Source organism: Ruegeria sp. ABV3_008 (genome assembly GCF_056161185.1).
Genome location: NZ_JBSWYP010000004.1, coordinates 128,871 through 142,469 on the forward strand (window position 1 = coordinate 128,871; position 13,599 = coordinate 142,469).

General features: G+C 59.0%; 13 protein-coding genes. 6 read left to right on the top strand and 7 right to left on the bottom strand.

Features of this window, described 5'->3' with window-relative positions; translation table 11 throughout:
- Positions 1-51: 51 nt before the first annotated feature.
- Positions 52-1,302: a Zn-dependent hydrolase gene (locus ACXAH8_RS09070; RefSeq protein WP_475217745.1), complete on the bottom strand. Its 1,251-nt coding sequence runs from the start codon at positions 1,300-1,302 to the stop codon at positions 52-54.
- Between the two features lie 171 nt (positions 1,303-1,473).
- Here ACXAH8_RS09070 and ACXAH8_RS09075 point away from each other — a divergent pair, with 171 nt between their 5' ends.
- Positions 1,474-2,088, top strand: coding sequence for a TetR family transcriptional regulator C-terminal domain-containing protein (locus ACXAH8_RS09075; protein WP_475217747.1), 615 nt, complete (start codon positions 1,474-1,476; stop codon positions 2,086-2,088).
- A gap of 3 nt (positions 2,089-2,091) precedes the next feature.
- On the opposite strand, the gene ACXAH8_RS09080 is transcribed toward ACXAH8_RS09075, so the two are convergent.
- The 5 genes from ACXAH8_RS09080 to ACXAH8_RS09100 form a co-directional block, all read right to left on the bottom strand.
- The gene (locus tag ACXAH8_RS09080) at positions 2,092-2,571 is read right to left on the bottom strand and encodes a PAC2 family protein (RefSeq protein ID WP_170700810.1); all 480 of its coding nucleotides are present in this window, start codon (positions 2,569-2,571) and stop codon (positions 2,092-2,094) included.
- Between the two features lie 73 nt (positions 2,572-2,644).
- The gene (gene preA / locus ACXAH8_RS09085; RefSeq protein WP_475217750.1) at positions 2,645-3,949 is read right to left on the bottom strand and encodes an NAD-dependent dihydropyrimidine dehydrogenase subunit PreA; all 1,305 of its coding nucleotides are present in this window, start codon (positions 3,947-3,949) and stop codon (positions 2,645-2,647) included.
- 18 nt (positions 3,950-3,967) lie between these two features.
- Complete coding sequence (locus tag ACXAH8_RS09090) at positions 3,968-4,804, bottom strand: class I SAM-dependent methyltransferase (RefSeq protein WP_475217753.1); 837 nt, start codon at positions 4,802-4,804, stop codon at positions 3,968-3,970.
- A 46-nt stretch (positions 4,805-4,850) separates the two neighbouring features.
- Positions 4,851-6,185, bottom strand: coding sequence for an NAD(P)-dependent oxidoreductase (locus ACXAH8_RS09095; protein WP_475217756.1), 1,335 nt, complete (start codon positions 6,183-6,185; stop codon positions 4,851-4,853).
- Between the two features lie 157 nt (positions 6,186-6,342).
- On the bottom strand, positions 6,343-6,975 hold the full coding sequence (locus ACXAH8_RS09100; RefSeq protein ID WP_475217757.1) for a cupin domain-containing protein: 633 nt from the start codon (positions 6,973-6,975) through the stop codon (positions 6,343-6,345).
- Between the two features lie 127 nt (positions 6,976-7,102).
- On the opposite strand from ACXAH8_RS09100, the gene ACXAH8_RS09105 reads away from it, so the two are divergent.
- From ACXAH8_RS09105 to ACXAH8_RS09115, 3 genes are all read left to right on the top strand, one after another.
- The gene (locus ACXAH8_RS09105; RefSeq protein WP_475217758.1) at positions 7,103-8,092 is read left to right on the top strand and encodes a hypothetical protein; all 990 of its coding nucleotides are present in this window, start codon (positions 7,103-7,105) and stop codon (positions 8,090-8,092) included.
- A gap of 84 nt (positions 8,093-8,176) precedes the next feature.
- Positions 8,177-9,469 (top strand): O-acetylhomoserine aminocarboxypropyltransferase/cysteine synthase family protein, encoded by a 1,293-nt coding sequence (locus tag ACXAH8_RS09110; protein ID WP_475217760.1) that lies wholly within the window; start codon positions 8,177-8,179, stop codon positions 9,467-9,469.
- 4 nt (positions 9,470-9,473) lie between these two features.
- Complete coding sequence (locus tag ACXAH8_RS09115) at positions 9,474-10,184, top strand: GNAT family N-acetyltransferase (protein WP_475217762.1); 711 nt, start codon at positions 9,474-9,476, stop codon at positions 10,182-10,184.
- A 2-nt stretch (positions 10,185-10,186) separates the two neighbouring features.
- On the opposite strand, the gene ACXAH8_RS09120 is transcribed toward ACXAH8_RS09115, so the two are convergent.
- Positions 10,187-10,882 carry an SIMPL domain-containing protein gene (locus ACXAH8_RS09120; protein WP_475217763.1) on the bottom strand — a complete coding sequence of 232 codons (696 nt, stop codon included), beginning with the start codon at positions 10,880-10,882 and terminating at the stop codon, positions 10,187-10,189.
- Positions 10,883-11,046: 164 nt separating this feature from the next.
- On the opposite strand from ACXAH8_RS09120, the gene ACXAH8_RS09125 reads away from it, so the two are divergent.
- Positions 11,047-12,918, top strand: coding sequence for a hypothetical protein (locus ACXAH8_RS09125; protein ID WP_475217764.1), 1,872 nt, complete (start codon positions 11,047-11,049; stop codon positions 12,916-12,918).
- Positions 12,911-13,549: a class I SAM-dependent methyltransferase gene (locus tag ACXAH8_RS09130; protein WP_475217765.1), complete on the top strand. Its 639-nt coding sequence runs from the start codon at positions 12,911-12,913 to the stop codon at positions 13,547-13,549. The genes ACXAH8_RS09125 and ACXAH8_RS09130 overlap by 8 nt, the downstream gene beginning before the upstream one ends.
- The last annotated feature ends 50 nt before the right edge of the window (positions 13,550-13,599 follow it).

Genomic DNA, 13,599 nt, shown 5'->3' on the forward strand with positions numbered 1-13,599 from the left:
GCTAATAATATCCCGGGGGAGTCGCCCTTTGGGCGACGGGGGCAGCGCCCCCTATTCCACGATCTCCGCCGTCTCAACGACCGCATGCAGCAAAACATCCGCCCCGGCAGCCGCCCAGTCCTTGCTGATCTCTTCAGCCTCGTTGTGGCTCAGGCCATCTACGCAAGGGCACATCACCATCGCGGTCGGCGCGACCCGGTTGATCCAGCAGGCATCGTGCCCGGCCCCCGAGATGATGTCCGTATGGGAATACCCCAGCCGCTCTGCCGCGTCGCGCACGGCGGCGACACAACCCTCATCGAATTTGACCGGATCGAATCCACCGACCTTTTCGAATTCAATCTGAAGGCCCATTTCGTTCACGATATCCTCGGCCGCCACACGCAGGCGATTTTCCATATCAGTGATCACATCCAACTCGGGCGAGCGGAAATCGACGGTAAACACCACCTTGCCCGGAATCACATTGCGAGAGTTCGGATACACATCAATATGCCCCGCAGCCCCAACCGCATGCGGCGTATGTGACCACGCAATCTCATCCACTTTTTCAAGAATACGTGCCATCGCGAGACCCGCATTTTTGCGCATCGGCATCGGGGTCGAGCCGGTATGGGCATCCTTGCCGGTCACTGTGATCTGGGTCCAACTCAACCCCTGGCCGTGGGTTACAACACCGATATCCTTGCCTTCGGCCTCCAGAATCGGCCCTTGTTCGATATGCAGCTCAAAGAACGCATGCATCTTGCGCGCGCCGACCTCTTCCTCGCCGCGCCAGCCGATACGCTGCAATTCATCGCCGAATTTTTTGCCCTCGGCATCCTCGCGGTCATAGGCCCAATCCTGCGTGTGCATCCCGACAAACACGCCCGAGGACAGCATCGCGGGGGCATAGCGCGTGCCCTCTTCATTCGTCCAGTTGGTCGCCACGATTGGATGTTTGGTTTTGATTCCCAGATCGTTCAGCGTGCGGATGATCTCCAACCCGCCAAGCACCCCTAGAACCCCGTCGTATTTCCCGCCGGTCGGCTGTGTATCCAGATGAGAGCCAACATAGACAGGCAGCGCGTCCGGGTCCGTGCCCTCACGCCGTGCGAACATGTTGCCCATCTGATCCAAGCCCATGGAACAGCCCGCATCCTCACACCAGCTTTGGAACAGCGCGCGCCCTTCGGCGTCTTCATCGGTCAGCGTCTGTCGATTGTTGCCGCCCGCAACGCCGGGGCCGATCTTGGCCATCTCCATCAGGCTGTCCCACAACCTGTCGCCATTGATCCTGAGATTCTGCGCCGGAGCTGCCATAGTCTTCTTCCCTGTTGCTTGCGAGTTTGCTTGCTTTTGGTGTCTTGATTTGACCAACTGGTCAAACTCACGCTATCACGGGTTCGACATCAGTCAAGAAATTGCGCGCCATCGCTGGAGTTTTCAGCAAAATCCCCTATGAACTGGCGCAAAAACAGACACGTTGGATACATGCCGAAAGACCGCGCACCCACCAGAATACAAAAGAAAAATCGCGCTGCGATTCTGGAAGCCGCGCTCGAGGTCTTTTCGACCCACGGGTTTCGCGGGGCAACCGTGGATCAGATTGCATCCGCTGCCGGGCTGAGCAAACCCAACCTGCTCTATTATTATCGCAGCAAAGACGCGATTTATGCCGCCCTACTCGAGCGTCTTCTGGACACTTGGCTAGACCCGATGCGCGCGATTGATCCCGATGGCGACCCCCTGACCGAGCTGTTGGGATATATCCACCGCAAGCTGGAAATGAGCCGCGACTACCCGCGTGAAAGCCGCCTATTTGCCAATGAGATCATTCGTGGCGCGCCTCATATCTATGACGTGCTGTCCACCGATCTGAAAGCACTGGTTGATGAGACCTCGGCCCTGATCCGACGCTGGATAGCCGAGGGTCATATCGCCGAAGTGAACCCCTATCATCTGATCTTCTCGATCTGGTCTTTGACCCAACATTACGCGGATTTCGACGTCCAGATCCGCGCCGTTCTTGGCTCTGATGAAGCCGATCCCTACCCCGACGCGAAAATCTACCTTGATCAGGTGTTCACGCGTCTTCTGACGCGGTAGCCGCTATTTCGCAGGTTTTAGCGCCAGAATACGGCGCAAAAGCACGATCACCATTGCGATCAGAATGGTCAGGTCGCCCATGGTTTTGACCGTATTGATCTTGGGCACCTTGCCGGCATCCTTGACGATCGCGGTGTACATTTTCGGCTGCTGCACCCCAGCCATGTGATCCTTGGCCGAGGCCTTCACGTAGGCGTCAAAATTCTGCAGCGCCTTAACTTTTTTGACCACCTGCCCAAGGAAACGTTGGTCCAGTTGACGCTCTTCCTTCAACTTCGACATCATCTCTTCGAGAGAGCGTTTCAGCTTCTCAAGACTGTCCACGTCACGTTTGATCTGCTTCTGATGCTGAAGAAAATTCTTGGCCGCCATCGCATCACGTTGCTTGGCCTTGGAGAGGGCAACGTTCTTTTTGGACGTGTCACGGTCAAGCTTGGTGACCTTGTTGCCGCCCTTGTTCCGGCCCGGTGGTGCCGCTGGCATGACATTCTCCTTTGATCCTGTCTGTCAGCGGCAGTGTAGCACCGAACCGGCTTTTTAGGGATGAGTGTTTCCCTTACTCCGCCGCTTTCGCCATCGGATTGTTCGGATGCGAGGTCCAGTTGGCATAGTCTGGCTGCACAGTTTTGCCGGTGCGCGGATCGACCTCACCAGCTGCCATCGGCTCCATCGTGATGCAGCCTTCGATCGGGCAGACATCGACGCAAAGGTTGCAGGCAACGCATTCGTCATCCATCACCTCAAACACTCGATCATCAGACATCGAGATCGCCTGATGGCTGGTATCCTCACAAGCCGCATAGCACCGGCCGCATTTGATACACTGGTCCTGATCAATCTTGGCCTTGGCAACATAGTTCAGGTTCAGATACTGCCAGTCGGTGACATTGGGCACCGCACGACCGATGACCTGATCGATGCTGGTATAGCCTTTCTCATCCATCCATTCGGACAGTCCCGCCGTCAGTTCATCAATGATCTTGAAGCCGTAGGTCATCGCGGCGGTACAGACCTGCACATTGCCACAACCAAGCGAGATAAACTCGGCCGCGTCGCGCCAGGTGGTTACGCCGCCAATGCCGGAGATGGGCATGCCATGAGTGGCCTCGGCCCGCGCGATTTCGGACACCATCGACAGGGCAATCGGTTTGACCGCAGGACCGCAATAGCCGCCATGGCTGCCTTTGCCATCAATCGAGGGCTCAGGGCTGAACGTATCCAGATTGACGCTGGTGATCGAGTTGATCGTGTTGATCAGCGACACCGCATCTGCGCCACCATTCCGCGCGGCCGCTGCAGGTTTGCGGATGTCGGTGATGTTGGGCGTCAGCTTCACAATGACCGGGCGGTCATAGTATTTCTTGCACCAACGGGTCACCATCTCGATATATTCCGGCACCTGCCCCACGGCAGACCCCATGCCGCGTTCGCTCATGCCATGCGGGCAGCCGAAGTTCAGCTCGATCCCATCCGCGCCTGTCTCGGCGACGCGCGGCAGGATGGCTTTCCACGCCTCCTCCTCGCAGGGCACCATGATCGAGGCGATCAGCGCGCGATCCGGATAGTCCGCCTTGACCCGCGCCATTTCCTCAAGGTTCACCTCCAGCGGGCGGTCGGTGATCAGCTCGATGTTGTTCAGACCCAGCAGCCGCCGATCAGCACCATAGATCGCGCCATAGCGCGGCCCGTTCACATTCACGACCGGAGGGCCCTCGGCCCCCAGTGTTTTCCACACAACGCCGCCCCATCCGGCCTCGAACGCGCGGCGGACGTTGTATTCCTTGTCCGTCGGCGGCGCAGAGGCCAGCCAATATGGGTTGGGGCTGGAAATGCCCAGAAAGTTTGTCGTCAGATCGGCCATGGCTTCTCCCTTCCCGGCTCAGCCGGTTTTTTTGAATATCATTTCAGTCGGGCGAATGCGCCCGGCCTTTAGGTTTTTTACGTAGTTTTGGAACTTCTCAGGTGCCGTCTCGCCCATCATCAGGTGGATCCCCAACGCGGGCGGGCCGCTTTCTGCCATGCGCGCAAAGACTTCCTCGAAGAACACTAGAGCGAACTCGGTACGATCCGTCTCAGTCACCAGTTCCAGGCCCACAGCGCTTGCGGCAACGCGGTAGACATCGGGCGCGTGGACGAAGGACGTTTCGGCCACGGTGGACCATGGCAGAGGAAACGCCAACGGCTCAGCCGCCTCACCGCCCATCACGTCGAACAAGGCAAAAGTACCGCCTGTCGCCAGAGCCCGAGAGACTTCGGCGAACAATCCCGCTTTGTCTTCGATGTTCATGCCAACATGAAACATCACAGCCAGATCGAACCCAGCATCGGGAACCGGCATGTCGAGGGCGCTGCCGACCAGAAACTCTGACTTGTCGGAATGTCCCACAAGATCGCTGAGCGTCTTGGCCGTTTCGACAAATTCGGGCGTCAGGTCGACGCCTGTGACCGTCGAGTCATACCGATCCACGATATAGCGCGATGTCCCGCCGATACCGCAGCCAACGTCCAGCACGCGCGTTGCGTGGGTCGGCGAGAGCTGGGCGAACAGGTTATCGGTCGCCTTCACACCACCCGTATGAAACTCGTCGCCGGCCTTGAGGTCGGCTACGGTGGCTGCATCCGGGTCAATACCACTGGCCTCAAGCGCCGCGCGGACGCGTTCGGTCAGGGCACCGGTTGTGTAGTGTTGGGCAACAGCTTGTTCGATCTGGGACATGACGATACCTCAGCAGCAAAAAAAATGGGGTGAATACCCCACCTTATCACGAAACGAGCGTTGCGTGGATGTCCATCGCCGCGTCCCGGCCCTCGGCCACGGCTGTCACGGTCAGATCCTCGCCGCCCGCGGCACAGTCACCGCCGGCCCAGACACCATCCAGAGAGGTTCTCCCCGCCCCAGTGACAGCGATCTTGTTGCCGTCGAGCGTCAACCCTTCGGGCGCACCTTCAAGCGTTTGACCGATGGCCTTGAGGACCTGATCAGCCGGAAGCCGGATCATCTCGCCCGTCCCTTCAAGCCTACCGTCACGAGTGGTCGTGTATTCCAGCTCGATATCGACCGCAGAGCCATTGCCGTAAACGGCAACCGGCTGCACGTTCGTCAGGATCCGCACCCCATGCGAGGCGGCGAGGTCCTGTTCGTACCGACTGGCACCCATCGCATCGCGCCCTCGGCGATAGGCAATAGTGACATGCTCAGCGCCCAGCAGTTTTGATTTCACGGCGGCGTCCACCGCTGTCATGCCTCCGCCGATCACGACCACATTCCGCCCGACCGGCAAGTGAGCCAGATCTTCGGCCTGACGCACATCCGAAATGAAATCCACAGCAGCCCGCACACCGTCCTTTTCGGTGCCTTGCGCACGCAGCGCATTCACACCCGCCAGACCGATCGACAGGAACACGGCATCATAGTTCTCGACCAACCCGTCCAGCGAAATCGTATCTCCCAGAACCGAGCCCGTCTCGATCGCAATGCCACCGATTTTCAGAAGCCAGTCCACTTCGGCCTGAGCAAAGTCATTGGTCGATTTGTAGGCTGCAATCCCGTATTCGTTCAGACCGCCGGGTTTCGGCTTGGACTCGTGAATAACCACGTCATGCCCCAGCATCGCCAGCCGATGGGCACAGGCAAGACCAGCTGGCCCTGCCCCAATCACGGCAACCGTTTTGCCCGTAGGCGCGGCGCGTTCGAAGGGGTGATCCCCCGCTTCCATAACGGTGTCAGTCGAATAGCGCTGCAAGCGACCGATCTCGACCGGTTTGCCTTCGGCGGCTTCGCGAACGCAAGCTTCCTCGCACAAAGTCTCGGTCGGACAAACGCGGGCACACATGCCACCTAGAATGTTTTGCTCTAGAATCGTGCGACCAGCTGCTTGCGGCTGACCGGCCTGGATCTGGCGAATGAACAATGGAATATCGATATCCGTCGGACAGGCCGTCACACACGGCGCGTCATAGCAGAAATAACAGCGATCTGCCGCCACGGCGGCCTCATGCGGGGCCAAAGGCGGATGCAGATCGGTGAAATTCGAGGTCAGCTCATCGCTGGAAAGCCGCCCTGGGACAATCCCGGGTGCCATCTGGCCCTGTGCCATCACTCTACTCCCTGTAGATATGTTTGTTGTGAGGCTCAGCTTGCCACAATCTGATTTTTTATCAATTGGTAAATTTTATCATTCGGTCAAAAAATGAAAAATCCGGGCTTTTGACCCGGATTTCCTTGATTTTGCTCAAAATTGATGCGGGATCGGGTCAGATCATGCCCGTCAAATGCCCAGATTTCATCCAAACACGCGCGCCATCCGGCCCCGCAACGGCCTTTGACTGCGATCCGGGAGGCAGACGCAGCCAATCCCAAGCAGCGAATGAATCACCGCCCTCGTCAAAGCTGCCGGTGATGACAAACACCTCAAGCCCACCTTCAGCGTTCAAATCAATGGTCTCACCCTCGGCCCATTGCGCGATGCGCACATCCTCATGCTCATCCTTGAACAGGCGCAGATCGCCCTGACCGTTGATCGAGCGTTTAACCTCGGTCCGGTCGGAGGGGTCGAATTGATGCAGCTTTACCAGAATGGTCGCCCCGTCGCCCGCCGAAGGCGTGTGGGATGAGGTCGGAGGGTTGCGAACATAGCTGCCCACCGGAAAATCTCCGGTTTCGTCCTGAAAGACGCCATCCAGAACCAGATACTCCTCCCCGCCATCATGAATATGGGCCGCGAAGGCGCTGCCGGGGGCGAAACGCACGATCGTAGTGGCGCGGGCGACTTCCTCACCGATGCGGTCCAGCATTTTGCGCTCGACCCCTGCCGCTGGCGATTGCACCCACTCGGTCTGATCAAAATGCACCGCAGCGCGTTTGGTGAAATCCGCGTTGATCCTCATGGTGGCCTCTTGCTTTGAGTTTCCTGTTTGAGATGGGATGGAGAACGCGAAAATCAATCCAACGGTTTTGACGCCCTCTGCGGCTTGCTGTAATCCCAAGGAAAACGGGCGACAGGAACAGACACGAATGGCTTCGCAGAAATTCAACATCGTCGTCATCGGGCAGAACAACCGCCTGCAATATGAGGCCCTTCTGTTCGCCGCGTCCCTGCGCCACTGTTCCCCCGGTTTTGACGGCAAGCTGTATGTCGCCACGCCAAACCCCGGCCCCCGTTGGAGCCAGAACCCCAGCCTCCAAAACGAGGATGTGCGCAAGGCGCTGTTTCAGCTGGATGCTGAGATCCTGCCCTTCGACAACCATGTCTTCGGCGAGAGCTATCCGCATGGCAACAAGATCGAGGCCCTGCTGGCCCTGCCCGAAGGGGAACCGTTTGTCTTCTTCGACAGCGATACGCTGATCACCGGCGACCTGACCTCGGTCCCGTTTGATTTCGACCGTCCGGGCGCCTCGCTCAAGGTTGACGGGACTTGGCCAAAACCCACCCTCTATGGGCCCGGTTTCGAAGGGATCTGGAGCGCGCTCTATCGCCGCTTCGGGCTGGATTTCGACAGCTCGATTGATGACAGCCAACCCAAGGAGCACTGGAAGCGGTTTCTGTATTTCAACGCAGGCTATTTCTTCTACAAATGCCCGCGCCAATTCGGCGAGCGGTTTTTGGACTATGCGAAAACCATTCGCGACGAGGAGATACACGAACTCACCGGGCAGAACCTTGATCCCTGGCTGGATCAGGCCGCATTGCCGCTGGTGATCCACTCCTTCGGTGGCGGGCGCGATGCCTTGCCGGACGGGCTTCTCGATAGATCGGTCAGTTGCCACTACCGGCTGTTTCCGCTGCTCTACGCTCGTGAGAGTGACCACGTGATTGAGGTGCTCGAGACCGTTTCAGCCCCCAACAAAGTCAAGAAAGTCCTCAAGGCCTATGACCCGATGAAGAGACTGATTTTCCAAGGCAAAGGCCACAAAATCCGCGAGATGTTCGACCAGAACGCCCTGCCCGGCCGCGAACAGGCCATCCGAAAGGCGATCAAGACCAAAGGTCTCTGGCTGCGCTGACAGGATCGTCCAGAGGATCGTTGTGCAAGGGTCTGCAATAGCCTACAGATTCGCCAACACACATTCCAACAGGAGATTTTCACGATGTCTGACGGCCCTACCTACGGTTTCGACACTCTGCAGATACACGCGGGCGCACGCCCCGATCCCGCAACCGGCGCGCGCCAGACTCCGATCTATCAATCGACGGCTTATGTCTTTCGCGATGCGGACCACGCGGCAGCGCTGTTTAACCTACAGGAAGTGGGCTTTATTTATTCGCGCCTGACCAACCCAACCGTCGCCGTTTTGCAGGAACGTGTCGCGACGCTGGAAGGTGGCGTTGGCGCGGTGTGCTGTTCCTCGGGGCACGCGGCGCAGATCATGGCGCTGTTCCCGCTGATGGGACCGGGCTGCAACGTGGTGGCCTCAACCCGCCTGTATGGCGGCACTGTCACGCAGTTCAGCCAGACGATCAAACGCTTCGGCTGGTCGGCCAAATTTGTCGACACTGATGATCTGGAGGCCGTGAAAGCCGCCATAGACGAAAACACCCGCGCGGTATTCTGCGAATCCATCGCTAACCCCGGCGGCTATGTCACCGACATCCGCTCTCTGGCGGATGTCGCAGACGGCGCAGGCATTCCGCTGATCGTCGATAACACCTCGGCCACGCCCTACCTGTGCCGCCCGATTGAACACGGCGCGACTCTGGTCGTGCACTCGACCACCAAATATCTGACCGGCAATGGTACCGTCACCGGCGGCTGCATCGTGGATTCGGGCAAGTTCGACTGGTCGGCGAATGACAAATTCCCTTCACTCAGCCAGCCCGAACAGGCCTATCACGGGTTGAAGTTCCATGAGACCTTCGGCCCGCTGGCCTTCACCTTCCACGGCATCGCCATCGGCCTGCGCGATCTGGGCATGACGATGAACCCGCAGGCGGCACATTACACGCTGATGGGGATCGAGACGCTGTCCCTGCGGATGGAGCGCCATGTCGAGAACGCCCAGAAGATCGCCGCCTGGCTGGAAGCGGATGACCGGGTCGACTATGTGACCTATGCGGGCCTGCCCTCGTCGCCCTATCATGACCGGGTCAAGGCGCAGTATTCGCGAGGTGCCGGTGCGCTGTTCACCTTTGCGGTCAAGGGTGGTTATGACGCATGCATCAAACTGGTGAACGCATTGGAGATCTTCAGCCACGTTGCCAACCTCGGCGACGCGCGCTCGCTAATCATCCACTCCGCCTCGACCACGCACCGTCAGTTGACCCCCGAGCAGCAAGAGGCCGCAGGCGCTGGCCCCAACGTCGTGCGCGTCTCGATCGGGATCGAGGATGCCAACGACCTGATCGCCGATTTGGATCAGGCTTTGGCCAAAGCCAGCGCATAAAGCCATGAGCGGACACGACACCAACGCACTTGGTCAACCCATCGGACGGCCGGTCACGGGCGAGTTCCCGCGCCCGACGCCGCCTTATACCCCGATGGAGGGCCAGTATTGCTCGGTCGTGCCACTGGATGTGAACAGGCATGCGCCCGGATTGTTCCGGGCGTTTGCCAATGATGCCGAACACCGGAACTGGACCTACCTGCCTTACGGGCCGTTCGGGTCTGAACAGGAGTTCGAAACCTGGGCTCGTGCGAATTGCATGGACGCCGATCCGATGTTTCACACGGTTCTGGATACAAACGACGTGCCCGTTGGCATGGCATCATACCTCAGGATCGAACCGGCCGCCGGTGTGATCGAGGTCGGACACATCCACTTCTCGCCCCTGCTGCAGCGCAAGCCGCAATCGACCGAGGTCATGTATCTGATGATGCGACGTGTATTCGATGAGTTGGGCTACCGTCGCTACGAATGGAAATGCGACGCGCTGAATGCGCCATCTTGCAGTGCGGCCCAAAGGTTGGGTTTCACCTATGATGGCACGTTCCGCCAAGCGACACACTATAAGGGGCGCAATCGCGATACGGCCTGGTATTCGATCCTCGACAGCGAATGGCCACGTATTCGAGATGCGTTTGAGGACTGGTTGTCCCCGGATAATTTTGACGAAGCGGACCAGCAACGAAAGCCGCTGATGGCCCGCACGAGTGCGTGAGCCTATTCTGAAATCTCGAACTCCATCGAGACACTGACAGAAACCGAGATCTCTCCGCCAGCCACAGGCACTCCGCCTGTGTCGGCCATCGCCATCGTTCGCATCTCGGCCATCGGGCGCACACCGCCACCACGCTCCGAGATTGTCTGAACTGGCCCCAATGTGACATTGGCGGCTTGGGCAAGTTGTTCAGCCTTTGCGGTTGCTTCGCTCACGGCTTTTGCACGGGCCTGAACCTCAATCGGCTCAGGGTCTTGCAGACCAAAGCTCAACCCGCTGAAATCGTTGGCCCCGTCCTGAATGACCGCATCCATGACCTCTCCCAGTTGGGTCAGATCACGCACCCGCACGAACACCCGGTTCGAGGCGACAAATCCGGTGATCTCCGGCGGTTCCCCGTTTTGCTGATTCCGATTCGACCAGATCGGCGACAAAGACAGGTCGCGGGTCTGCAAATCCCGCTCGTCGATGCCCATGTCAGCCAACCGCGCTAGCACCTGTGCCACAGCCTCGGAGGTGGCTTTCATGGCTTCTGAGGCCTCGGGGTTTTGATGTGTCACACCCAGGGTGATCGTCGCCATATCGGGGGCAACCTGAACGGTTCCGGTAGCATCCACGTTGATGCGACGTTCTTCCGCATGTGCCAGCCCAGCGGTGGTTGCGGCCATCATCGCGGCCAGAAAAGCGAATGTCTTCAAGGTGATCCCTCCAACTTACTCTGTCTCAACATGGGTCCGAGGGGCATACACGCACAAGGGGAAGTCCCGGCTTTTTCTTTCCCTCGGCGGGTTCCTGCTTTAGTATCACCCTGCGAATACAAAGGTATTTGCGTTGATATGGTTAACTGTGGTTCCTCCGGATTATGAAACCCGCTTTTGCGCTGACCTTTTCTGCGACCGGAATTTCCCTTCAACACCATTCGGATGGTGAATGGTACGACATTGGCGAAGTGCCTTTGTCGGCCCCGGATCTGAGTGACCAGATCAAAGCCCTGCACGACAAAGCGTTTGCATTGGAAAACGACCTCAGCTGCAAACTGGTGCTGCCCGCAGATCAGGTACGGTATCTTGCCCTGCCCACGGAAGGCCAAAGCGAAGATCAGATCGCGTCCGAGGTTCAAGCCGCAGTCGCCGAAGCAACGCCCTATGAGTTGGCCGATCTGTCCTACGACAGCGCAACCGAGGGGTCGACCACCTTTGTCGCCGCCGTCGCGCGCGAGACGCTGGATGAAGCGCAGGCCTTTGCCGCGCAGCACGGGTTCCTGCCAGTCACCTATAGTGCAGCCACGACTGAGGCCGAATTTCCGCGCGAGCCTGTATTTGACATGACCAGCGAGCCGCAGGTCGCTGCGCCTTCACCCGAGCCCGAGCTAGAAAGACCCCCGGTTCACGCCATAGCGGATGACGCGGCGCCCACAGAGTTCCGCTCTCCTGACCCTACTCCGGCTGCAATCGCGTTACCTCCCACATCGAACAAAGCGCAACGTTGGGCGTTTCCTGCGATTGCCGCGCTGCTCTGCGTCGGGTTTGGTGTTTGGGCGTGGTCTCTGATCGGGGCAGACCCAGACAACGACACGTCTGCCGAAAACGATGTGGCCGAACTGTCTGCACCGCAGTCTCAGGACACTTCACCGCCTGAGACGGATCCAGAGCCTGAAACCGAAATCGCGGCGGCACCGGCAGCGGAAGAAGCGCCAGAACCTGAAGCCCAGCCAGAATTGTCCCCGACAGATGCCGCTATCCTCGAAGCGCTGAAAGTTGCGCCGACACCTGTCGAACAGATTGCACAGGACCCCGAAGCACAAAGCGACATCGAAGAGGTCGCGGGCACCCTAGTGGAGGCCCCCGAAGCGCCGATTACCCCGGCATTGATTTCCGAGGATGACCTCTACCTCGCGTCTATTCACAACCCGGATCTGTCCAGCGACGCGATTGCCCTGCCCGATCAAGGCAGTTTCGACACGGATGCCGCCTTTGAACGCATCCCCGGCCCCGCAATCGCAGGCGCGCAATACGAACTGGACGAACGCGGCTTGGTCGTACCGACCGCAGAAGGCGCGCTGTCGCCCGAAGGTATCCTGGTCTATTTGGGTCGCCCATCAAAAGTCCCTCCCAAAGTACCGGTACGGTTCGAAGAAGAACCTGTGGTCGATGAGGTCAATCAAAGGCTGGCCGAACTCCGCCCCCGGCCTCGCCCCGTCAATCTGGTCGAGAATTTCGAACGCACGCAATTGGGTGGGCGCAGTCTTGAAGAGCTTGCGGTCGTACGGCCCAAGTTGCGGCCCGAAAGCCTGCAGGTGCAGCCCGAGGTCGACGACACACCTACCGCCTTGGCCGTTGTTCGCGTCCCGCGCCCTAAATTGCGGCCCGCGCGGGCCGTAGCCTCGGCCAGCGCGAGCGGATCAAATCTGGGATCAACCCCAGCAGTCGCGTCCAGCAATGACGAGGCCGGGTCATTCCAACCGAAATCCGTGGCCCCCAAAATCCCGACAACGGCCTCGGTCGCACGGCAGGCCACAATCGACAATGCTCTGAACCTGCGCAAGCTGAACCTGATCGGCGTCTATGGCACACCCGCAAATCGCCGTGCCCTCGTCCGGCTTCCGAGTGGTCGGTACAAAAAGCTCAAGATCGGAGACCGGATCGACGGGGGCAAGGTCATCGCCATCAGCGACAGTGAGTTGCGGTATCAGAAGAAGGGTCGCAACCTGACTTTGAAAATGCCGCGTGGCTGAAGACGACCTGCATTTTCAGACTGTAAAAGCTGGATACGAGCATGCCGCCCACCGATTGATCCCGGCCTATGAAAACCTTTCTCCTACCGATGTCCTGCGCCCGGTTCTGGATCATGTGCCTGATACCGGGGCGAGTGTTCTGGATGTGGGCGCTGGTACTGGAACGGTGGCGCGTTGGCTGGCCAAACGAGGCTGCAACGTGACGGCGATCGAGCCAGTCGACGCCTTTCGCAACCACGCGATGCACGGTGACGGCGCGCAATCCGTTCAGTGGCTTGATGCTTGTCTGCCTAGACTAAGCGCTCTGCCAGATGGTGTCGTTTTTGACTCCATTCTGGTCATCGGCGTCCTGCATCACCTGCCCCCGCGCGACCAACACATAGCGATCCGCGCCCTGTCTAAACGCCTGCGACCGCAAGGACAGATGATTTTGTCGCTCAGACATGGCCCCTGCCCGCCAGACCGACCCGGTTATGTGATTTCTGACGACGCCATCGTCGATCTTGCGGTAGGTTCAGGTTTGCGGGTTCACCACAGGTCCCGAACCTCATCGATACAACCGGCCAACCAGCGCGCTGGTGTGACCTGGACGTGGCTGGTCTTTGGCGCAGCTTTTAGCGTTTCGGTTTAAACCTGCGACACGAATACCCTGCCACGCTTTCAGCGTTCTCGGGACATTCG

Excerpts from the sequence above, each read along its gene's own strand:
- ACXAH8_RS09070 (WP_475217745.1), bottom strand. The coding sequence starts at position 1,302 with ATGGCAGCTCCGGCGCAGAATCTCAGGATCAATGGCGACAGGTTGTGG.
- preA (WP_475217750.1), bottom strand. The coding sequence starts at position 3,949 with ATGGCCGATCTGACGACAAACTTTCTGGGCATTTCCAGCCCCAACCCA.
- ACXAH8_RS09115 (WP_475217762.1), top strand. The coding sequence starts at position 9,474 with ATGAGCGGACACGACACCAACGCACTTGGTCAACCCATCGGACGGCCG.
- ACXAH8_RS09105 (WP_475217758.1), top strand. The coding sequence starts at position 7,103 with ATGGCTTCGCAGAAATTCAACATCGTCGTCATCGGGCAGAACAACCGC.
- ACXAH8_RS09100 (WP_475217757.1), bottom strand. The coding sequence starts at position 6,975 with ATGAGGATCAACGCGGATTTCACCAAACGCGCTGCGGTGCATTTTGAT.
- ACXAH8_RS09075 (WP_475217747.1), top strand. The coding sequence starts at position 1,474 with ATGCCGAAAGACCGCGCACCCACCAGAATACAAAAGAAAAATCGCGCT.
- ACXAH8_RS09090 (WP_475217753.1), bottom strand. The coding sequence starts at position 4,804 with ATGTCCCAGATCGAACAAGCTGTTGCCCAACACTACACAACCGGTGCC.
- ACXAH8_RS09095 (WP_475217756.1), bottom strand. The coding sequence starts at position 6,185 with ATGGCACAGGGCCAGATGGCACCCGGGATTGTCCCAGGGCGGCTTTCC.
- ACXAH8_RS09080 (WP_170700810.1), bottom strand. The coding sequence starts at position 2,571 with ATGCCAGCGGCACCACCGGGCCGGAACAAGGGCGGCAACAAGGTCACC.
- ACXAH8_RS09125 (WP_475217764.1), top strand. The coding sequence starts at position 11,047 with ATGAAACCCGCTTTTGCGCTGACCTTTTCTGCGACCGGAATTTCCCTT.
- ACXAH8_RS09110 (WP_475217760.1), top strand. The coding sequence starts at position 8,177 with ATGTCTGACGGCCCTACCTACGGTTTCGACACTCTGCAGATACACGCG.